Annotated in this window: 18 protein-coding genes, 1 tRNA gene and 1 riboswitch; of the genes, 9 read left to right on the top strand and 10 right to left on the bottom strand. The window is 46.0% G+C overall.

The window, feature by feature from the left end; all coding sequences use genetic code 11:
- Positions 1-44: 44 nt before the first annotated feature.
- On the bottom strand, positions 45-1,940 hold the full coding sequence (gene thiC / locus FTU44_RS06960) for a phosphomethylpyrimidine synthase ThiC (RefSeq protein ID WP_180049941.1): 1,896 nt from the start codon (positions 1,938-1,940) through the stop codon (positions 45-47).
- An 88-nt stretch (positions 1,941-2,028) separates the two neighbouring features.
- Positions 2,029-2,161, bottom strand: a riboswitch (TPP riboswitch).
- 105 nt (positions 2,162-2,266) lie between these two features.
- Positions 2,267-3,298, bottom strand: a complete 1,032-nt coding sequence (locus FTU44_RS06955) for a hypothetical protein (RefSeq protein WP_180049962.1) — start codon at positions 3,296-3,298, stop codon at positions 2,267-2,269.
- A gap of 288 nt (positions 3,299-3,586) precedes the next feature.
- Between FTU44_RS06955 and FTU44_RS06950 the strand changes: the two genes are divergently transcribed.
- Both FTU44_RS06950 and phoU read left to right on the top strand, forming a co-directional pair.
- The gene (locus tag FTU44_RS06950; RefSeq protein WP_180049940.1) at positions 3,587-4,945 is read left to right on the top strand and encodes a TolC family outer membrane protein; all 1,359 of its coding nucleotides are present in this window, start codon (positions 3,587-3,589) and stop codon (positions 4,943-4,945) included.
- Between the two features lie 92 nt (positions 4,946-5,037).
- The gene (gene phoU / locus FTU44_RS06945; protein WP_005094412.1) at positions 5,038-5,757 is read left to right on the top strand and encodes a phosphate signaling complex protein PhoU; all 720 of its coding nucleotides are present in this window, start codon (positions 5,038-5,040) and stop codon (positions 5,755-5,757) included.
- 64 nt (positions 5,758-5,821) lie between these two features.
- Here phoU and FTU44_RS06940 read toward each other — a convergent pair whose 3' ends face one another.
- Positions 5,822-7,624, bottom strand: a complete 1,803-nt coding sequence (locus FTU44_RS06940; RefSeq protein WP_180049939.1) for an ABC transporter ATP-binding protein — start codon at positions 7,622-7,624, stop codon at positions 5,822-5,824.
- Between the two features lie 150 nt (positions 7,625-7,774).
- Here FTU44_RS06940 and FTU44_RS06935 point away from each other — a divergent pair, with 150 nt between their 5' ends.
- Positions 7,775-8,395, top strand: a complete 621-nt coding sequence (locus FTU44_RS06935; RefSeq protein ID WP_159138534.1) for an alpha-ketoglutarate-dependent dioxygenase AlkB — start codon at positions 7,775-7,777, stop codon at positions 8,393-8,395.
- Positions 8,396-8,458: 63 nt separating this feature from the next.
- On the opposite strand, the gene ruvX is transcribed toward FTU44_RS06935, so the two are convergent.
- From ruvX to recN, 3 genes are all read right to left on the bottom strand, one after another.
- Entirely contained in the window at positions 8,459-8,902 is a 444-nt protein-coding gene (gene ruvX / locus FTU44_RS06930) for a Holliday junction resolvase RuvX (RefSeq protein WP_005168963.1), read from the bottom strand.
- A complete protein-coding gene (locus FTU44_RS06925) occupies positions 8,895-9,449 on the bottom strand; it encodes a YqgE/AlgH family protein (protein ID WP_159138536.1) in 555 nt (184 codons plus the stop codon). Before FTU44_RS06925 ends, ruvX begins: the two co-directional genes overlap by 8 nt.
- Before the next feature lie 113 nt (positions 9,450-9,562).
- On the bottom strand, positions 9,563-11,224 hold the full coding sequence (gene recN / locus FTU44_RS06920; RefSeq protein ID WP_005094403.1) for a DNA repair protein RecN: 1,662 nt from the start codon (positions 11,222-11,224) through the stop codon (positions 9,563-9,565).
- A 414-nt stretch (positions 11,225-11,638) separates the two neighbouring features.
- Between recN and FTU44_RS06915 the strand changes: the two genes are divergently transcribed.
- The 3 genes from FTU44_RS06915 to FTU44_RS06905 all read left to right on the top strand — a co-directional run bounded on the left by FTU44_RS06915 (position 11,639) and on the right by FTU44_RS06905 (position 13,778).
- Positions 11,639-11,962, top strand: coding sequence for a pyrimidine/purine nucleoside phosphorylase (locus FTU44_RS06915; RefSeq protein ID WP_004281089.1), 324 nt, complete (start codon positions 11,639-11,641; stop codon positions 11,960-11,962).
- A 136-nt stretch (positions 11,963-12,098) separates the two neighbouring features.
- The gene (rlmB, locus tag FTU44_RS06910) at positions 12,099-12,848 is read left to right on the top strand and encodes a 23S rRNA (guanosine(2251)-2'-O)-methyltransferase RlmB (RefSeq protein WP_005168959.1); all 750 of its coding nucleotides are present in this window, start codon (positions 12,099-12,101) and stop codon (positions 12,846-12,848) included.
- A 6-nt stretch (positions 12,849-12,854) separates the two neighbouring features.
- Entirely contained in the window at positions 12,855-13,778 is a 924-nt protein-coding gene (locus tag FTU44_RS06905; RefSeq protein WP_005094400.1) for a DMT family transporter, read from the top strand.
- A 21-nt stretch (positions 13,779-13,799) separates the two neighbouring features.
- On the opposite strand, the gene coaE is transcribed toward FTU44_RS06905, so the two are convergent.
- Genes coaE through pilB form a run of 4 tightly spaced genes read right to left on the bottom strand, consistent with a single transcriptional unit; the run spans position 13,800 to position 18,234 of the window.
- Entirely contained in the window at positions 13,800-14,399 is a 600-nt protein-coding gene (gene coaE, locus FTU44_RS06900) for a dephospho-CoA kinase (protein ID WP_180049938.1), read from the bottom strand.
- Position 14,400: 1 nt separating this feature from the next.
- On the bottom strand, positions 14,401-15,261 hold the full coding sequence (locus tag FTU44_RS06895) for an A24 family peptidase (RefSeq protein ID WP_074383650.1): 861 nt from the start codon (positions 15,259-15,261) through the stop codon (positions 14,401-14,403).
- Positions 15,261-16,490, bottom strand: coding sequence for a type II secretion system F family protein (locus FTU44_RS06890; protein WP_159138537.1), 1,230 nt, complete (start codon positions 16,488-16,490; stop codon positions 15,261-15,263). The genes FTU44_RS06895 and FTU44_RS06890 overlap by 1 nt, the downstream gene beginning before the upstream one ends.
- A gap of 31 nt (positions 16,491-16,521) precedes the next feature.
- Positions 16,522-18,234, bottom strand: coding sequence for a type IV-A pilus assembly ATPase PilB (pilB, locus tag FTU44_RS06885; protein WP_005094394.1), 1,713 nt, complete (start codon positions 18,232-18,234; stop codon positions 16,522-16,524).
- 277 nt (positions 18,235-18,511) lie between these two features.
- Here pilB and tpiA point away from each other — a divergent pair, with 277 nt between their 5' ends.
- The 3 genes from tpiA (at position 18,512) to FTU44_RS06870 (ending at position 19,784) form a co-directional block, all read left to right on the top strand.
- Positions 18,512-19,303 carry a triose-phosphate isomerase gene (gene tpiA / locus FTU44_RS06880; protein WP_180049937.1) on the top strand — a complete coding sequence of 264 codons (792 nt, stop codon included), beginning with the start codon at positions 18,512-18,514 and terminating at the stop codon, positions 19,301-19,303.
- 13 nt (positions 19,304-19,316) lie between these two features.
- The gene (gene secG / locus FTU44_RS06875; protein ID WP_005094388.1) at positions 19,317-19,646 is read left to right on the top strand and encodes a preprotein translocase subunit SecG; all 330 of its coding nucleotides are present in this window, start codon (positions 19,317-19,319) and stop codon (positions 19,644-19,646) included.
- Positions 19,647-19,699: 53 nt separating this feature from the next.
- Positions 19,700-19,784 (top strand) — tRNA-Leu (locus FTU44_RS06870).
- Positions 19,785-19,812: the final 28 nt, after the last annotated feature.

Here is a 19,812-nt window from a genome sequence, read left to right as displayed (position 1 = left end):
TCCTATCTGAGTTTTTTTTGAAGACAACTGTTTTTTTTAAAGTTTTATAGTTTGTGGTACAGATTTTGGCCAGACTTATGGAAGCTGGCTTTCATCTGATCCATACCTGCTTCAATTTCGGCCTGAGAGCTTGCCGGCTGATCAGGCTTGGCCTGCTGATTGGCATAGTCTCGAACATTCTGGCTAATCTTCATTGAACAGAACTTCGGTCCACACATGGAACAGAAATGTGCAGATTTATGGGCTGCTTTGGGCATGGTTTCATCATGCATGCTGCGGGCTGTATCCGGATCCAGACTCAAATTAAACTGGTCTTCCCAGCGGAATTCAAAACGTGCCTTGGACAGCGCATTGTCCCGGGCCTGTGCGCCTGGATGCCCTTTGGCCAGATCGGCTGCATGTGCTGCAATCTTGTAGGTAATAATGCCGTCTTTGACATCTTTCTTATTCGGCAAACCCAGATGCTCTTTCGGGGTGACATAGCACAGCATGGCAGTGCCATACCAGCCAATCATTGCGGCACCAATCGCTGAAGTAATATGGTCATAACCCGGGGCGATATCCGTAGTTAAAGGCCCAAGGGTATAGAAGGGCGCTTCTTTACAGACTTCCAGTTGCAGGTCCATATTTTCCTTGATCATATGCATCGGGACATGCCCCGGACCTTCAATCATTACCTGTACATCATGTTCCCAGGCACGATGGGTCAGTTCACCCAAGGTTCTCAGTTCAGCGAACTGTGCTTCGTCATTGGCATCCTGCACACAGCCCGGACGCAGGCCATCGCCGAGGCTGAAAGACACATCGTAGGCTTTCATAATGTCGCAGATGTCATCGAAATGGGTGTAAAGGAAGTTTTCCTGATGATGCGCCAGACACCACTGTGCCATGATCGAACCGCCACGCGAAACAATGCCGGTCAGACGGTTGGCCGTGAGCGGTACATATCTTAAAAGCACACCGGCATGAATGGTGAAATAATCCACGCCCTGTTCCGCCTGTTCAATCAGGGTATCTTTAAAGATTTCCCAAGTCAGGTCTTCGGCTACGCCGTTGACTTTTTCCAAGGCCTGATAGATCGGTACGGTGCCAATTGGCACGGGAGAATTGCGGATAATCCATTCCCGGGTTTCATGGATGTTCTGCCCGGTTGAGAGATCCATAATGGTATCTGCGCCCCAGCGTGTCGCCCAGGTCATTTTCGAGACTTCTTCTTCAATCGAAGAACCCAAAGCCGAGTTACCAATATTGGCATTGATTTTGACCAGAAAATTGCGTCCGATGATCATCGGTTCCAGTTCCGGATGATTGATATTGGCCGGAATAATCGCGCGGCCGGCAGCGACTTCCTGCCGTACAAACTCCGGGGTGATTTCAGTCAGGTTTTTAGCACCGAAATTTTGTCCCGGATGCTGGCGCATATCGACACCCTCCAGTTGACGCAGGTTTTCACGAATGGCGATATATTCCATTTCTGGCGTAATCATGCCTTGTTTGGCATAGTGCATCTGGGTGATGTTCTGGCCGCGTTTGGCTTTGCGCGGTTTTTGAATATGCGCGAAACGGATGGCCGCAGTACGGATATCACGTAAACGTTGTCGGCCAAATTCAGAGCTTAAATCGTCCAGCATTTCTGTATCGTTACGCTGTTCAATCCAGCTGTCACGGATATTGGGCAGGCCTTTATTCAGGTCAATCGTCACATTGGGGTCGGTATAGACACCAGACGTGTCATAAACCATCAAGGGCGGATTATATTCACCGCCCAAGCCGGTCGGGGTTTCACTGAGGGAAATTTCCCGCATCGGCACCTGAATATCAGGACGCGAGCCTGGCAGATAGACTTTACGTGAAGCGGGTAGAATGCGCGTTAAATCACGTGCTTCCTGTTCATGCGTGGAGAGAGAAGTTTCAGAAGAAAGATTCGTTAACTGGTTCATGGCTATGATCCTTATGAATGACATCAACGAATCAAGCACGACCAAAAACGCGGGCAGATTTATCCTGAGCAGATAAAGCAGGGGCTGGGTTTTTAGCTGGCTTGATTCCTACGCAGGTATTAACCTGATCAGGTTCAACGGTACCCATGCTCAATTCCTGATAAAGATAAAAGGAATCACATGATCTCAGCGAGGGATTACTCGCGCTCCGTCAAGCGAGGCTAAAGCTTAGCTCAGTTTATGCCGAATAAACAGGTCTAAATCTCTCAACTTTAGCGATGGTCTCTTCAGGCAGGGGAAGCTGGACTCAAGCCAAATATTTCTAGCTAGATACAGAACGCATCCATAAAACAGTCTTTATCATATTTTTGTGAGGGTGGGCTGATCTTGGCATAATACAGAATCTGTTCAGCGTCCGAGCGGTTGCGATAGTCGGCAGGCAAGGCTTGCTGGCGCTGTTGCGGATTCATGTCCAGAAACTCCAGAAATTGGCGAGCCTGGGTCGAAAGCGTTGATTTCTGACCGCTGGATAGACCAATAATGGTTTCCAGATGACTGGTATCGACTGCATAACGGTCACGATAGTCCTCAGAAACGGGAGATGCTTCGGTGCCTCTAAACAAAAAATAGGTATATTGTTTCAGCAGGTATTCGGCATCCCGCTTATAACTGCTCTCAGGATAAGTCTTGAGATAATCTTCCCAAAGCAGACTGCGAGCTGCAATGTCAGCCGCCTCAATTTGCAGACGTTTTTCCACCAGTACCGGCTGCATATTCTGTTCAGCCAGATGTTCAATAAAAACTTTTTCAGCGTCGGGTAAATAAGGCGCAAAAATGCGGGCCAGATATTCCGGACTACGACGATAATGTAAGTTGCCATCGCCAAGATCCAGTAGTTCGACATAAGCCTGACCTTTGTGTTTTAACAGGTACTGGTCACGTGAGGTGAGCTGCTGAAAATGGGCTTGCTGAATGGTCGGATGCTGGGCCATTTCCAGCGCATACTGTTCAAAGGCGCGTTGCTGGAACTCAGTACGGTCGACGGCTAAAAAGCGCTGATACATTTCAGTAGAACGCAGCATCAGATGCTTCTGCTCCGCCAATTCCATCAGGGGCAGACACACTTTAAGATCCTGATTAACCTGTTCCAGCGCAAAAGTGGTGCGCTGGTCATTAATCTGGGACATATTTTTTTCAATATTCTTGCACATCAGGCTAAAGTCATTGACTGGACTTTGCTTCTGATTGGTCTCAGTCTGTTCAACCTGGATCTGTGGTTCTGACGGCTGCTGACAGCCTGCCAGAAACAGCAGGCTGCCGGAAATTAGACAGGCTTTGAATATCGACGGGAATGGCATTAACACTATGTTTCAGGACTCTGTATAGGTGAATTCAGAAAATAACGGCCTTGCTGGGAGATATATTGTATAGATCAAATAAAAATACTATGTTTAGTATTGTGAATTGCTTTGTTACATTGCGGGTATAGATCTTGAAAATTGAATTAATCGTGGATAAAACCCGAGAGTTATATTAAAAAGTTAATAAAAATCATACGCAAAAATGCAAAAAATCTCTTTAGTATGGCTTAGCTTAAAGCGCCAGAATTTTTGATCTGAATGGCTGTTAGGGGTTAACACTATAAAATGAAACTAAAACTCAGTGTCATGGCCGGTTTATTGTGCAGTAGTCCGGCGATTTTTGCCCTGGATCTGCAACAAGCCTATGCGCGCGCCCAGCAAAACGATCCGAACTGGCAAGCGAATCTGTTGCAATATCAGGCTGATCAGCTCAATCTGGGGATTGCCAGCGGCAATTTACTGCCGACCGTGAGTCTTTCAGGAAATATCACCCGTAAAAACCAGTCTGTCAATAACTCGCAATCTGCAGGTTTGCCGCCTGAGTTTGGTGAGTTGCAAAGTTCCAGTACCACCAGCCGTCAGGTGGCTTTAACTGCACGCCAGCCTTTATTCCGCTGGGATGCCTGGCAGGGCTATAAACAGGTCAAAACTTCGGTCGAACTCAGCGAAGTCAATCTGCGTCTGCAAAAACAGCAGCATATTTTACAGGTGGCAGAAGCCTATTTTAATGTCTTGCGTCAGCAGTCTTTGACCACGGCATATTTGCAGGAAGAACAGGCTCTATCTGAGCAGCTGCGCATGATGAATGCCAAACTAAAAGAAGGTCTGGTGGCACGTAGTGAGGTCAGTGAAGCCAATGCCCAGTATCAAAGTGCCCAAGCCAACCGGATTTCGACCCAAGTTCAGCTGATTCTAGCTCAGGAGCAACTGGCTCAGCTGATCGGGCCTTATCAGGAAAATCTGGCGGTATTACGCAATGACTTCCAGTTTCAGAAACCGATTCCAAGTGACATGCAGTCCTGGACAGATTTGGCACAAAGCCAGAATCTGAACATTCTGCAAGCCCGTCTGCAAAAACGCTATTCTGAAGATGCCAAACGGGTTGAGCAGGCCGCCCTCTATCCGCAGGTTGAAGCGGTCGGCACCTATGGCTATCTGAAACAGACACCAGAAACGATTATGTCCAGCAATGGTGATTTCGACCAGATTGGGGTGGAAGTCAACTGGAACCTATTTAGTGGTGGCCGTACCCAGAAAAGTATTCGTCAGGCTGGGGTCAATGTACAAAAAAGTGCAGCCCAATTAGACGCTGCGATCCGCAAAGCCAATACCGATGTGAAGCAGTCCTTCATGCAGGTAGAAACCGATCAGGCCAAACTGAATGCGCGTAAAGCGGCGATGGAATCTTCGGAAATGGTTTCACAAGCCTCCAGAGCCCAATATCAGGAGGGCTTAAAGACCATGGTCGATGTGTTGCTGGCCCAGCGCAATGCTTTTTCTGCCAAAACGGATTATCTGAATGCCAAATATGATTATCTGCTGCATGTACTCCAGTTACAGGCTTCAGTCGGGCAGCTGACCGAAAAGGAGCTGGCAGAGCTGAATGCCTGGCTGATCGAATATGATTTACCTCAGCCCAGATGACGCTACTATTGTCATCAAACTTTCATCATAAATATGCTTTAATGTGCTTTATTATTGATCATCGCTATATGCCGTTTCAGGAGTAGACTTCCTTGTGTCCAAATAATCCTGTGTTAAGTCATCACATTTCTTCGCAATTTAATGAAGAGTTGCAGGACGTCAATACCAAATTCATGACCATGGGCGGACTGGTGGAACAGCAGGTGGCCAACGCCATTCATGCCTTACTGGATACCGATGTCGCCATGGCAATTGATGTGCAGTTTCAGGACAATGTTGTCAATCAGATGGAAAGAGACATTGATGAAGCACTGACCCTGATTCTGGCACGCCGTCATCCTGCTGCGATTGATTTACGGATGGTACTTGCCATGTCCAAGGCCAATACCGATCTTGAGCGTATTGGTGATGAAGCGTCTAAAATAGGCCGGATTGCACAAAGCCTGAGCGAAGAGGGTAGCTCGCCGCGCGGTTATATGGAAACCCGGCATATTGGCAACCAGGTTCGGGTGATGATTCATGATGCACTGGATGCTTTTGCACGTCTGGATGTAGATCAGGCCTTGAAAGTGATGTTGGCAGATGCGGATATCGACCGTGAATACCAGTCAGCAACACGTACCCTCATGACCTATATGATTGAAGATCCGCGACATATTAGTCGTGTTATCAATGTACTATGGGTGCTTCGTTCACTCGAAAGAATTGGCGACCATGCCCGGAATATTTCTGAACAGGTGATCTATATGGTCAAAGGTTTTGACGTACGTCATACCAGCGTCGAAGAAATTGAGCAAAAAGTTCAGCGTTAAGAGTGATCATCTTTCAATAAAAGACCTCCCGCTCGGAGGTTTTTTTATTGGCTTGGAAGAAGCCCTAACTATGGGTTTCTTCCTCGGCATCATCCTCAAAAGTCTTGGCGATTTTTTCAATATTCAGGCTCTTGGCCATGGCATCAAAAATTTCCTTATACACGCCTTGCTGATGATAAAGCTGAGCGTGCTCACCATGTTCGGCAATCCTTCCCTCTTTCATCACATAGGTATAATCCGCGTCAATAATTTGCGACAGGCTATGTGAAATGATAATCACGGTACGGCCTTGCTTGATTTGATCCAGACTTTGCTTGATCTGTTCGGTGGCGATGGCATCCAGACTCGCCGTCGGTTCATCCAGAAAAATAATCGGTGGGTTTTTCAGGAACATCCGCGCCAAGGCAATGCGTTGCTGCTGTCCGCCAGAGAGCATGAGGGCATCACTATCATAGCCATCCGGTAACTGTAAAATCTGCGCATGAATCGAGGCTTTTTCTGCTGCCTCAATGATATCGTCCATCGAAGCCGTAGTTTTGCCATAACGGATATTCTCAAAAATGGTGCCTTGAAAAATATGATTTTTCTGCAACACCAGACCAATATGATCACGCAAAAATTGGGTGTCATAGTCTTTCAGGTCAATGCCATCCAGTTTAATCTGGCCTTGTTGCGGCTCATAAAATTTATCCAGCAGGCTGATCAGGGTAGATTTCCCCGCACCGGATAAGCCGACCAAAGCCGTGATCTTATTCGGACGAATTTCCATCTCAATATCTTTCAGGGCATGATGGCCATTCGGATAATAAAAATTCACCCCAGTCAGTTCAAATTTACCAGTCACTTGCGGTTTTTGTTGACCACTTTGTTCAATTTCCTGATCCGCTTCCAGAATCTTAAAGAAGCTTTCTGAATAGATCATGGCATCATTTACTTCATCATAAATCCGGTGCAGTGAGCGAATCGGGGCGGAGACATTATTAAACAGCAGCACATGAAACATGATCATGCCGATACTCATCTGGCCATCCAGCACAAAATAAGAGGTCAGAATAATAATCAACACAATGCCGATCTGTTCCAGGAACGTTTTCAGACCATCAAACAGGAAACTGGTCTGGCGGGTTTTCATCTGGTTGTCGGTTAGTTCGCGTTGCAATCCTAACTGCTTTTCCGACTCAATCGCTTCCCGGTTAAAGGATTTGATCACGGTAATTGAATTAATAATACTGAGAATACCCTGACTCTTTTTCTCGCGGCCATCTCTTAAACTGCGGCGCCAACCACCGAGCTTTTGTGCCTGCTTATAGGTCAGCCAGAAATAGATTGGGACAATGGCGGTGGCCACCAGACCAACATACATATTGGCATAGTACATCAGGCCCAAAGCCACAATTGCGCTGGTAAATAACGGTAAAATATCAATAAAGAAGATCTGTACCAGACGGGTCAGTGAGCCGATACCACGATCAATACGGGTCTGTAATTTTCCGGCCTGATTATTTTCCTGATTAAAAAATTCCAGACGATATTTTAAGAATTTTTCAATAATTCCTTGGGCCAGATCCTGAGAAACAAAAATCCGTAGCTTTTCTCCATAGAACTTCTGGCCGAACTGGACAAAGGCATTGATAATCTCTTTACCGAGCAAGATCGCTGAAATCGTAATCAGAATATGCCAGCCTTGCTCCAGTCCCTGACCTTGTTCCAGCAGCGCATTGATACTATCGACTGCATATTGCAGGGTCAGCGCATTGACCTGTGCGGTAAAGGAACCGATCAGGGTCAAAATCAGCGTGGCAATGACCAGCACCCGATAGGGCTGAACAAAAGGACGAAGTTTCTGAAACAGCTGCCATAAGTTCATAAAGGATTATTTTTATTGTGAAAGTTAAATTCAGTTTAGGCAGGAACAGGACAAGTCACAAGAGCAAATCTTGTAGTCATTTGTGAAATCCGGTTGTACTTTTTCAAAGTCAATGTCAGTATTTTCAGTAAGATAATCGGTCTAATTGACATGACTCTAGATTTATTTGCGCCCCAACCTGAAACGAATATCTTACCCTTTGATGGGGTGGTGGAGGACTATGGTCTGATTCTGGAGCAGGCGCAAAGCCAGCAGTATTTGCAGTATTTTCTGAGCCAGTTGGCCTGGCAACATGATGAAGTACGGTTGTTCGGCAAGCACTATGTCACAGCACGCAAGGTGGTCTGGTATGGCGATGCGCACTATCAATATCGCTATTCGGGGACGCTCAAGCAAGCTCAGTTGTGGACCCCGGGATTATTGCGTTTAAAACAGCATATTGAACAGCTGGTGGGTCATCCCTTTAATTCCTGTCTGGCCAATTTATATGAAGATGGTTCACAAGGCTTGGGCTGGCATAGCGATGATGAGCCTGCCTTATATACAGGAAGTTCTCGGGAAAATGTCATTGCTTCTCTGAGTCTGGGCGCGACCCGTAAAATGAGTTTTAAACATAAAACCCACGGGGATAAAGTCGAGTTGCTGTTACACAGTGGCCAACTGATTGTAATGCGCGGCCAGACCCAGCAGTACTGGAAACACAGCATTGGTAAAAGCAGCAAAGTTTTGACACCCAGAATTAATCTGACCTTTCGTTATTTTTACCCTTAAATCATGTTTTTAGGCATAAAAAAGCATCCCAAAGGATGCTGATTTTAAAATTTTATCAGCAGTTTAAGGGGTGATTCCGGCAGGATGGCGATACCAACTTTCAATCAATAAGGCTGCGGCGATACTGTCCGCAGACAACCTTTTGCCGCGACCTTGCGCCTGATAATGATCCAGTTCATCGCGTGCTTCACGGGTGGTCAGACGCTCATCGACCATCAAGGTTGCAATATTGGTCTGGTGCCGTAAACGGCGCGCAAATTTACGTGCCCGTGTCGAAAGCTCCGATTCACTATCATCCATATTCAGTGGTAAACCGACCAGAAATAGATTCGGTTGATGGCTTTTTACTATTTTGAGCAGTTCATCCCAGTTCGGAATACCGTCTTTCATGGGAAATAAAGGTAGGGGACTGGCACTTGCAATCAGGGATTGTCCAACAGACATTCCCATTTTTTGTGTACCAAAATCAAACGCCATAATGGTTTGTGGCGTGTTTACATCAGGCATGTCCAATCTCGGAAGATAACCAGTTGCGGTCGACGCCCATCTTTTTATAGGCAGCATCCCAACGGTCGTTATAAGGTAAGTTAAAAATCAGATCCATATCAGAATCACAAATCAGCCAGTCACCGTGGGCAATTTCCTGTTCTAGCTGGTGTTTGCCCCAACTGGCATAGCCAAGTGCGATTTGATAGCGACCTACACCTTCATTATGCGCAATTGCATCCAGAATATCTTTGGAGGTGGTGATACAGACGTTTTCACCCACCGCAATAGAGGAATGCCAGGTCGGCTGACCGGTATGCAGCACAAAGCCGGCCTCAGGGCGTAAAGGGCCACCTTGCAAGACTTCATGCGGATTGACATTGTCTGCTTCAATATCAAGATCATTCAGCAATTCTTTAATTTGAATACCGGCAGGGCGATTGATGATGATGCCTTGTGCACCATCTTCATCATGGCGAGCCAGATAGATCACCGTCTGGGCAAAAAAATCATCATCCGCATGTGGCGGCGCAATCAGACAACGATGTGTCAGAAACTGTTTGGTCACCTGAGCAGTTCTCCTTAAAATCAATTTCTTCGCAAAGAAATCGTATGATCCTAACCGCTACGTTACTCGAGCTTTATGGATTTACCAACTTTTATTTGTCTGGATTGTGATATTTAAACCTGCTGAAATTTCAACTGACGTAACTGACGGGCATGTTGTAAAGTCGTTTCACTGATTTCAACACCACCGGTCATGCGCGCGAGTTCATCAATACGTGCATCTTCTTGCAAACTCAGAATGGTGCTGCTGGCCGGGTCGGTTTGCTGCTTTTTCACGAGTAAATGCTGATCGGATTGTGCGGCCACTTGTGCCTGATGGGTAATACACAGAATCTGCACATGTTGGGCCAAACCTGCCAATAAACGCCCGACAATCTCTGCTGTACCGCCACTGATCCCGACATCAATTTCGTCAAAGACCAGTACTTCGGCTTCGGTTTTTTCTGCATTCATGACCTGCATCACCAGTGCAATACGCGACAGCTCACCACCTGATGCCACGCGAGCTAAGGGTTGTGCCGGAATGCCTTTATTGGCAGTAAATAGGAGTTGAATAAAGCTGAGGCCTTCACTCGATGGCTGTTCCAAAGCTTCAAACTTAAACTCGAAATGGGCTTCTGGTAGTGCCAGTTGTTTAACCTGTTCTGTGAGCTGCTTGGCCAGAGGTGCTGCGGCTTCACGGCGAATCTGTTCCAGATGTTGGGCTTTCTCCAGAAAATCCTGATAAGAGACTGCAACCTGTTCAGCCAGTGTTTCCGGGTCTTCCAGTTGATGCAGCTGTTCTAATTCGGTTTGCCAGGTTTCATATTCTGCCTTGAGCAATTCCGGTTGAGTACGATATTTACGAGCCAGACGGTGGAAAACCTCTAAAGTTGAATTCAGTTCTTCCATGCGTTCCGGGTCAAAACTCTGACGATCCATAAACTGACGTAAATTCGCCGCAGCATCTTCAAGTTCGCTTTGTGCATTTAATAAGGAATTATAAATTCCGGAAAGCTGCTCACTACGACCGGCATGCGATTCGACCCGACGCATAATTGATGCGAGTTCCTGGGTCATGTTCTGTTCAGCCTCATCGAGTACATTCAGGCTATAGACACAATCCTGCATGATCGCTTCATGATGGGAAAGCCGGTCAAATTCCTGCTCAATCTCCTGATAATCAGTCTGAACGATGTCTTCCAGTTCTTCCAGTTGCAGCTCAAGGGTTTCGATACGCTGTTTACGGGTGGCTTGTGCATCCAGTGCTGCCTGATGCTGGCGGATATTTTTCTGCCAGGTACTGTAAGCATCCCGTACCGCTTGCGCCGGCGCATAAAAATGATAATAACGATCCAGCCAATGCTTCGGATAAGGGGGTTCGAGTAGTTGTTGCTGACTGTGCTGGCTATAGAGTTGAACCAGTAAACGTCCAATTTCTTTTAGTTCGGACAGGCTGCTCGGTCGTCCATTGATCCAGGCTTTGCTGCGACCGGTGGCAAAAATTACCCGGCGTAAATGGATTTCACCTGATTCATCATCCAGCTCATGTTCTTTTAACCACGCGGCTTCAGGACTATGTTCCTGATAGCTAAAGCTTGCAGTCACATCGGCTTTTTCGGAACCATAACGCACATAATTGGTATCGGTTCGCTCACCCAGACAGGCAGACAAGGCATCTAACAAGAGGGATTTACCTGCACCGGTTTCACCGGTTAAAACGTTAAAACCTTTATCAATATCAATAGCAAGGTGCTCAGCTAAAGCAAAATTGATCAGAGTTAAATGTGTCAGCATAAACGCATCCGGGCTGCGAAAAGTTTGAGTGAAATAGCCTGATGTTGGATTGGGGTCACAACACGGCTGTGATTATAAATCAGGATGAATCAATTTCATTCTATCTTAAATTTTAGCGATTCATATATGCTTATTTCACTGTATTTTCGAAAGAAGCTGACTCAAAAGCCGGCAAATTCACTGCTTGTTTTCATAGTTTTGACATTGTCAAAGTTTAAGCTAGAAACCAAATCTGGCGGGCTGAATATACCATCAAGCCAGTAAACAAGCGGCCAGAATACCCCTTTCGCAACAGGCATTCAGGCGAGATAGAATATTTCACCGCTGCCGACAAACTTCGATTGATTAGTTGAGAGTGCACATTTAAACTACAGCAATCAAAATATTACAAAATGCTTTATCTGGAGAAATCGCATGTCAGCTCAGTTTGATCATGTATCTGTACTTAAAAAATCAAATGTATATTTCGGCGGTTTATGTATCAGCCATATTGTTCAATTTGAAGATGGCACCAAAAAGACTTTGGGGGTCATTTTACCATCAGAAAATGCCTTAACCTTTGAAACGCATGTGCCTGAGCGCATGGAAATTGTTTCAGGTGAATGTCGTGTTCAGATCGGAGATAGCGAAGAAAGTGAGCTGTTCCGTGCAGGCCAGTCCTTCTATGTGCCGGGTAATAGCCGTTTTAAAATCGAAACCGATGATGTGCTGGACTATGTCTGCCATTTTGAAGGTTAAGTACAGCGCAAGATCAGTGCAAACCGGGCAAGAAATTTCAGTGCGAATCGGTTAAACTAATCATTCTATAGAAATCCTGTGAAGTCAGCTTTACGGGATTTTTCTTTTATATATAAATTTAATTTAGAGGTCGTTCATGGCAAAACCTGAATATTTTTATGGCGTACATTCAGTGGAGTCATTGTTAGAGCTTGAGCCTGAACGTGTCTTGACATTATTCACTCTCAAAGGACGCGATGATCAGCGTTTAAAACGTGTACTGGAACTGGCTGAACCGTTTGGCATCAGTGTGCAGCAAGCCAGCCGTGACAAACTGGAAAAATTGGCCGGTCAACCCTTTCATCAGGGTGTTGTAGCAGCCGTTCGTGCCCATCCGGTCTTGAATGAAAAAGATCTTGAGACATTATTGAGCGCAAATCCGCAAGCCTTGTTATTGGCCCTTGATCATATTACCGATCCACACAACCTCGGAGCATGTGTGCGTACCGCCGCTGCGATGGGTGTTGAGGCGGTGATTGCACCACGTGATCGTTCTGCAAGCTTGACTCCGACTGCACGTAAAGTGGCTGCCGGTGGTGCTGACAAAGTCAAATTTATTCAGGTGACTAATCTGGCGCGTACCTTGGGGCAAATCAAAGAAGACTTTAATGTGCGAGTCGTCGGTACCATGCTGGATGAAAAAGCGCTGCCGATTCAGGAGTTTGATTTCACCGGTACTGGTGTCTGTGTGGTGATGGGTGCGGAAGATACCGGTCTACGTCCAATTACACAAAGCCAATGCGATCAGACGGTGTATATCCCGATGGCGGGTAATCTGCAAAGCCTGAATGTCAGTGTTGCAACAGGTATGGCACTGTATGAAGCTTGCCGCCAGCGTAACCTGTAATTGATGATGGCATTGTCAGATCGTACACAGGGCTATGTCTTTCTACTGACGACTATGTGTATCTGGGGCGGTTTTACTTTAACCGCCCGTCTGAATGCGCTTTGGAACATCAGTGCTTGGGATATCGTGGCTCTGCGGTTTTCTTTGGCTTTTCTGATTCTGATGCCGATCTTGCTCTATCGCAAAGAGGCGGCTTTTTTACTGAAAAAAGAACCCTTTATTCTGGCCATGATTGGCGGAGTAATTTACTGTCTGTTTGCCTATAGCGCCTTTCATTATGCGCCTACCGCCCATGCCGCGATTTTCTTGAATGGCTGTATTCCGATTTGTACTGCCATCATGGCTTTTTTCCTGATGGGGCAGGCTTTTGATAAGCATACCTGGGCCAGCCTGATTATTATGATTGCGGTGCTCTGTATCATGAGTCTGTTGATGTATCAGGAAACCGGAGTGGCATTCGGGGCAGGGGATGGGCTATTTTTTATCAGTGCAATACTCTGGGCAATTTTTACCGTGTTATTGCGGAAATATCAGTTAACTGCATGGCAGGCAATGAGCGGTGTCGCGATCTGGTCAGCAGTGGTTTACGTACCTGTTTATCTGCTGTTTTTACCCAAAAATTTGAGTGTGCCAGAACCCCAGCACTTATTGTTTCAAACCATCTTTCATGGGGTTTTTGTGGTAATTATTGCCACTTTAAGCTATGTCGAAGCAATCAAGCGTCTCGGTGCATTTAAAGCCGGTAGCATTACCAATCTTGCACCATTTATTGCTGCGATTCTGGCGGTGCCTTTATTAAATGAAGCGCTGAGCCTGGCGATGATCTGTGGCTTGGTGGGGATGGCAATTGGGGCCTTACAGCCTTGGCGCTGGATTGGCCGTAAAGATAGTTTAGAAGCACAACTTGCAGCACAGAAAAAGCAGTCTTAATCGGACTGCTTTTTTTATACCTCAGGCAGCTGCTATGTTTAAATATTTTTCATGCAATGGGCGGAGATGGGCATAAAGATGATCCAGATGACCATCATTCAGCACAATATCATCAGCCATGGCCTGTTTCTGTTCACGTGACATTTGTGCGGCAATAATGTTTCGGATTTGCTCAATATTTTGACCATCACGTTGTGAGGCACGTTCAATTTGCAATTCGATTGTGGCATCAATCAGTAAGCGATGCTGAGTGAGCTCATGTTGATTGGTCTCAAACAGGAGCGGTGAAACCAGAATGGCATAGGAACTTTGCGCAGCATCTAACTGCTGAATAATCGAAGTGCGAATTGCTGGATGAGTAATATTTTCCAGGGTTTTACGTGCTTCAGGAGACTGGAAAATATATTCGCGCAAGGCACGACGATTCAGTGAACCATCTTCAAGCAGTACCCAATCCCCAAAAGCCTGCTGAATCTGGGCGAGTGCAGGCTGGCCAATCTCGACCACTTCACGCGCCACCACATCGGCATCCACAACGACAATGCCTTGTGCTTCAAACCATTGACTGGCCGCAGACTTGCCACTACCAATCCCGCCGGTTAATCCGAGTATAAATTTCACTTTATTGACCTAAATACACTTTCATAATCTGCTCGCCCCACAGAAAAGCAATCCAGCCGGCAATCGCGATATAGGGACCAAAGGCAAAAGGCTGATTTTCCTTACGGACTTTCAGCAGGATAATCCCGATAATCGCACCCACTAAAGAAGAAAGGAGCACAATTAATGGTAATAGCAAAGGCCCCATCCAGGCACCCAAGGCGGCAAGCAATTTAAAATCGCCATAGCCCATACCTTCCTTGCCAGTGACAATTTTAAAGACATAATACACCACCCACAAACACAGAAAGCCAATGATATAGCCCCAGATGGCAGAACTCGGTGAGGTATAGAGGGCATAACTATTGACGCCCAGACCCAGCGCGGCCAGGGGTAGGGTATAACGGTCCGGCAATAACTGGGTGTCAAAATCAATAAAGGTCAGTGCAATTAAGACATAAGTCAGAATCAGGCCAAATAACATCTGGACAGTCGGACCAAAAACAGCCACCACCATCAGCGCACAGGCCGCGGTCAGAAGCTCAATAAATGGATAGCGGATACTAATGGGATTTTGACAGTTGCCGCACTTGCCGCGCAAGACCAGCCAGCTGATGACGGGAATATTCTGGTACCAGCGGATTGGCTGATGACATTTGGGGCAAGTCGAATCGGGTTTGCTTAAACTTAATTTGGTCTCATCAATAATTGGCTGTTCCGGATGCAGGAACATTTGGCAATCGGTACGCCATTCCTGCTCCATCATCTTAGGAGTGCGATAAATCACCACATTTAAGAAACTACCAATGCAGAGACTAAAAAGCCCAACTGCGCTATACAGCGCTGTTGGGTTTTGAATGAAATATTGAATAAGATCTTGCATTAAACCACAGAACCCATTTGGAAGATTGGAAGGTACATGGCAATCACCAGACCACCGACAAGTACACCGAGAACAGCCATGATCAAGGGCTCCATCATGGAAGTGAGACCGTCTACGGCATTGTCGACTTCATTTTCATAATGGGTAGCAACTTTATCTAGCATGGCATCTAACGCACCGGATTCCTCACCAATGGCGACCATTTGCACGGCCATAGATGGAAACTTGTTGGTCACCCGCATGGCAAACTGTAATTGCTGACCAGTGGCAACATCTTCGCGGATTTTCATGACGGCATCTTCATACACCACGTTATTGGTTGCGCCGGCAGTGGATTCCAGTGCATCAATCAAAGGTACACCGGCTGCAAAAGTGGTGGCCAAGGTACGGCTATAACGGGCAATAATGGCTTTATACACCAGATCACCGAAAATCGGTGCTTTAAGTGCTGCTTTATCCAGAAAATCACGGAATTTTTTACTGCGTTTTTTTGCTTCCAGAAAAGCCGTAATGATGGCCCCAATGGCAATAATGAGCAGGAACCAATATTTTTGCATCCATTCCGACATATTGACTACCATTTTGGTAAAAGCCGGTAAGTCAGCACCAAATGAAGAGAATAAATCCTGGAAAACCGGGACCACTTTTACCATTAGAATAATCGTGACAATCAGCGCGACCACGACCACCGCAGCCGGGTACTTCATGGCTTTTTTAATTTTTTGCTTGAGCAGTTCACTTTTTTCCTTGTAGATCGCGACCCGATCCAGCATGGTTTCTAGCGCACCGGATTGTTCACCCGATTCGACCAGTGAACAAAATAGTTTATCGAAGTATTGCGGGTATTTACGCAGTGCACCGGCAAAGGTATTACCACCTTCCACCTCACCTTTAATCCCCAGAACGACTTCACGCATGGCTGGATTCTCCAGACCCTCTGCAACAATTTCAAAGCCTTGTACTAAAGGTACGCCGGCTTTCATCATGGTCGCGAGCTGTCGGGTAAAAATCGTGATGTCCAGTGTGCTGACACGTTTTTTCATTAAGCCTTCGAGAATGTTTTTTTTCTTTTCCCGAATGGTCTTGATGCTGATGCCCTGTTTTCTGAGCGTCACTTTGGCCAGTGCCATGTTGCGCGCCGGCAATTCCCCCTTGATCTTTACCCCTTTACGATCAATTCCTTCATAGCTGAAGATCGGCATCATCTGGCCTTTCTTTACTGCTGCCATACCTTTATCCTTATTTTAGATCAGCGCACGATCATTCGCTGGTGACACGATTGACTTCCTGTAAAGAAGTCACCCCCTGCATCACCTTGATTAAACCTGATCGGCGTAAATTGTTAAAACCTGCACGGGCAGAAGCATCGGCAATTTCAAGTGCATTGCCATCTTCCATAATAATTCTAGAAATTTCAGGCGTCACTTTCATGACTTCATAAACACCTACACGACCCTTATAGCCTTCGCGACACTCATTGCAACCCACCGGCTCATAGATCTGGAACTCTGGTTGCTGGAGATCTGCTTCGGTAAAGCCCATTTCCAATAAACTCTGCTGTGGAATGTCGGCAGGTTTTTTACATTGTGAACACAGGCGACGTGCCAGTCGTTGTGCAATGACCAGATTCACTGAAGTGGCAATATTAAAAGACGGCACGCCCATATTGCGCAAACGGGTCAGGGTCTCAGGCGCACTGTTGGTATGCAGCGTTGACATCACCATATGACCGGTCTGTGCCGCTTTAATGGCAATCTCGGCAGTTTCCAGATCCCGGATCTCACCGACCATCACGATATCTGGATCTTGACGTAAGAATGACTTCAAGGCAGCAGAGAAGGTCAGGCCGACTTTATTGTTGACGTTGACCTGGTTAATCCCTTGCAGGTTGATCTCGACTGGATCTTCCGCTGTGGAAATATTGGTATCTTCACGATTCAGGATATTCAAACCGGTATAAAGTGAAACCGTTTTACCAGAACCCGTTGGCCCGGTAATCAGCAGCATGCCTTGCGGTTTATCCAGCGCCTGCATAAACAGTTCTTTTTGTTCCGGTTCATACCCCAGTGCATCGATCCCCAGCATCGCGCTAGATGGATCTAAAATACGCAGTACCAGTTTTTCGCCAAACAGGGTCGGTAATGAGTTGACACGGAAATCAATGGCTTTGTTCTTTGATAGTTTCAGCTTGATACGGCCATCTTGCGGAACACGTTTTTCAGAAATGTCCATTTGCGACATGACTTTTAAACGTGAAGACAGGCGGGTTGCCAACTGCAGCGGCGGTGTTGCAATTTGGCGTAATACCCCATCGACCCGATAACGAACCCGGTAGATTTTTTCATAAGGTTCAAAATGCAGATCCGAAGCACCCATACGAATCGCATCGATTAATAATTTATTGATATATTTGACAATCGGTGCTTCTTCTTCACCTTTGTCTTTTTCATCTTCTTCTTTACTCGGATCAGATGAATCGAAATCTACATCCAGATCAAAGTCTTCATCAAACTCAAAAGTGCTTTCTTCGGTAAAATTCTGCTCGATCAGTTTTTCCAGTTTATTGTGTTCAACAATAATGGTTTCAATATTGAGCTTGGTTGAAAAGCGAACGGCATCAATCGCTTCAATATTGGTCGGATTACTGATGGCAATATATAAAATACTGGAATTTTTAAAAATTGGCAGGATGCGATGCTTGGTAATCAGCTTCTCATCAATGATATCCCGCAAAATTTGCGCAGGATCATAGGCACTGATATCAAACAGCGGCTCACCAAATTCGACTGAAATCGTTTCAGCAATAACGGTTGGGGAGAGCTGTTGCTGGTTAATCAGCTCCGCCACAATATCTATTTTTTCTTGCTTGGCATGTGCCAAAGCACTGCGCATATCTTCAGCCGAGATGACGCCTTCCTCGACCAAACGACGAATAAATCCGGTAAATCTTGGCGACCCCTGTAATGCTGTCATGCTATAAATGCCTATAAATCAAATTTTTTTAATTGCTATATTAAAATTATACGTTTGTTACGTAAAAATACCATAGCTAAGAGTGCTGCTACCTTCCTCATATCCAGTAAAACTTTGAACTGGTTAGAAGAAGTTCCCATTTTTTTAAGTGATAACAAAAAACAACCATTTTGAATAGTCTAAACCTAGAATAAGTGATAAGAAAACTATTCTTTAAATTTTCCAATTCCGTGTAGAATGTGCCCAATTCGAAATATGTAAATAAAATAGGTTAATTATGTCAGTTTCGACGATTACCCCTTGGGTAATAGGTAACTGGAAAATGAATCCGCTGCAGGCAGATGCATTAACACTGGTACACGGTATTAAAAATTTACTGGAAACTGCACCAATCGCCGCAGATAAATGTCATATCGGTGTAGCCCCGATTGCCCTTGCCCTGACCCAGATTCGGACGGAACTGTCATCTGCGACTCGTCCTGTTTACACTGTAGCACAAGATGTTTCACGTATTTCAGGAACGGGGGCTTATACCGGTGAAGTGAGCGCTGAATTATTGCAAGACAGCCAGATTCATTATGTACTGATTGGTCATTCTGAGCGTCGTGAAGTTTTCGCAGAAAATGCAGAAGTTCTGAATGCCAAAATCAAGCATGCATTGAGTGCCGGTTTAACGGTGATTTACTGTGTGGGTGAAAGCCTGGAACAACGTGAAGCAGGGCAGGCTGAAGCGGTCGTATTGCAACAGATTTGTGATATTGCAGCGGTAGTGGACGCTGAGCAATGGAAAAATATCGTGATTGCTTATGAGCCGATCTGGGCAATTGGTACCGGTAAAACCGCCTCTCCTGAAGATGCACAAGCCATGCATGCACAAATCCGTCAAGGTTTGAGCCAGATCACCGGCTATGGTGCAACCATGGCGATTTTATATGGTGGTAGTGTCAAGCCGGAAAATGCAGTAGAGTTAGCAGCCTGCCCGGATATCAATGGAGCACTGGTCGGTGGTGCATCACTCAATGCTGAGTCGTTCCATAAAATTGCTCACGCATTTGCAAATACACAATAATTAGGAGTTCAGCATGCAAACTTTTGTGCTGGTAGTACATATTATCTTAGCTGTTTTGATGATTGTCTTGATTTTGGTTCAGCATGGTAAAGGTGCAGATGCTGGTGCCTCTTTCGGTGGCGGTGGTGCGGCGACAGTATTCGGGGCATCGGGTTCCGGCAATTTTATGACCCGTTTGACTGCCATTTTAACGGCGCTATTTTTTGTGACCAGTTTGACTCTGGCTGTTTTGGCCAAGAAAGACAGCACAAATGCCTATAGTTTGGGAACGGTTCAATCTGCGCCGACCATGCCTGTGCAATCGAATGAAACTTCACCAACTGCACCAGAAACGACCGAATAGTTTTAATTAGTCCTTTCTTTTTTCCAGTGATGCGACTAGAATGCGTCACAGCTGCGGTGGTGGTGGAATTGGTAGACACGCTACCTTGAGGTGGTAGTGCTTTCGGGCGTGGGGGTTCAAGTCCCCCCTTCCGCACCAACTTATAATCCAGAAATTTAAGTTGGTG

The sequence above is a fragment of the Acinetobacter sp. YH12105 genome (genome assembly GCF_013419095.1).
GTDB lineage: Bacteria > Pseudomonadota > Gammaproteobacteria > Pseudomonadales > Moraxellaceae > Acinetobacter > Acinetobacter pseudolwoffii.
Note: the sequence above shows the minus strand (reverse complement) of the source record. Positions and strands in the feature narration are given on the sequence as shown.

Coding starts and splice junctions, on each gene's coding strand:
- thiC (WP_180049941.1), bottom strand. CDS start 1,940: ATGAACCAGTTAACGAATCTTTCTTCTGAAACTTCTCTCTCCACGCAT.
- FTU44_RS06955 (WP_180049962.1), bottom strand. CDS start 3,298: ATGCCATTCCCGTCGATATTCAAAGCCTGTCTAATTTCCGGCAGCCTG.
- FTU44_RS06950 (WP_180049940.1), top strand. CDS start 3,587: ATGAAACTAAAACTCAGTGTCATGGCCGGTTTATTGTGCAGTAGTCCG.
- FTU44_RS06940 (WP_180049939.1), bottom strand. CDS start 7,624: ATGAACTTATGGCAGCTGTTTCAGAAACTTCGTCCTTTTGTTCAGCCC.
- FTU44_RS06935 (WP_159138534.1), top strand. CDS start 7,775: ATGACTCTAGATTTATTTGCGCCCCAACCTGAAACGAATATCTTACCC.
- ruvX (WP_005168963.1), bottom strand. CDS start 8,902: ATGCCTGATGTAAACACGCCACAAACCATTATGGCGTTTGATTTTGGT.
- recN (WP_005094403.1), bottom strand. CDS start 11,224: ATGCTGACACATTTAACTCTGATCAATTTTGCTTTAGCTGAGCACCTT.
- FTU44_RS06915 (WP_004281089.1), top strand. CDS start 11,639: ATGTCAGCTCAGTTTGATCATGTATCTGTACTTAAAAAATCAAATGTA.
- rlmB (WP_005168959.1), top strand. CDS start 12,099: ATGGCAAAACCTGAATATTTTTATGGCGTACATTCAGTGGAGTCATTG.
- FTU44_RS06905 (WP_005094400.1), top strand. CDS start 12,855: ATGGCATTGTCAGATCGTACACAGGGCTATGTCTTTCTACTGACGACT.
- FTU44_RS06895 (WP_074383650.1), bottom strand. CDS start 15,261: ATGCAAGATCTTATTCAATATTTCATTCAAAACCCAACAGCGCTGTAT.
- FTU44_RS06890 (WP_159138537.1), bottom strand. CDS start 16,490: ATGGCAGCAGTAAAGAAAGGCCAGATGATGCCGATCTTCAGCTATGAA.
- pilB (WP_005094394.1), bottom strand. CDS start 18,234: ATGACAGCATTACAGGGGTCGCCAAGATTTACCGGATTTATTCGTCGT.
- tpiA (WP_180049937.1), top strand. CDS start 18,512: ATGTCAGTTTCGACGATTACCCCTTGGGTAATAGGTAACTGGAAAATG.
- secG (WP_005094388.1), top strand. CDS start 19,317: ATGCAAACTTTTGTGCTGGTAGTACATATTATCTTAGCTGTTTTGATG.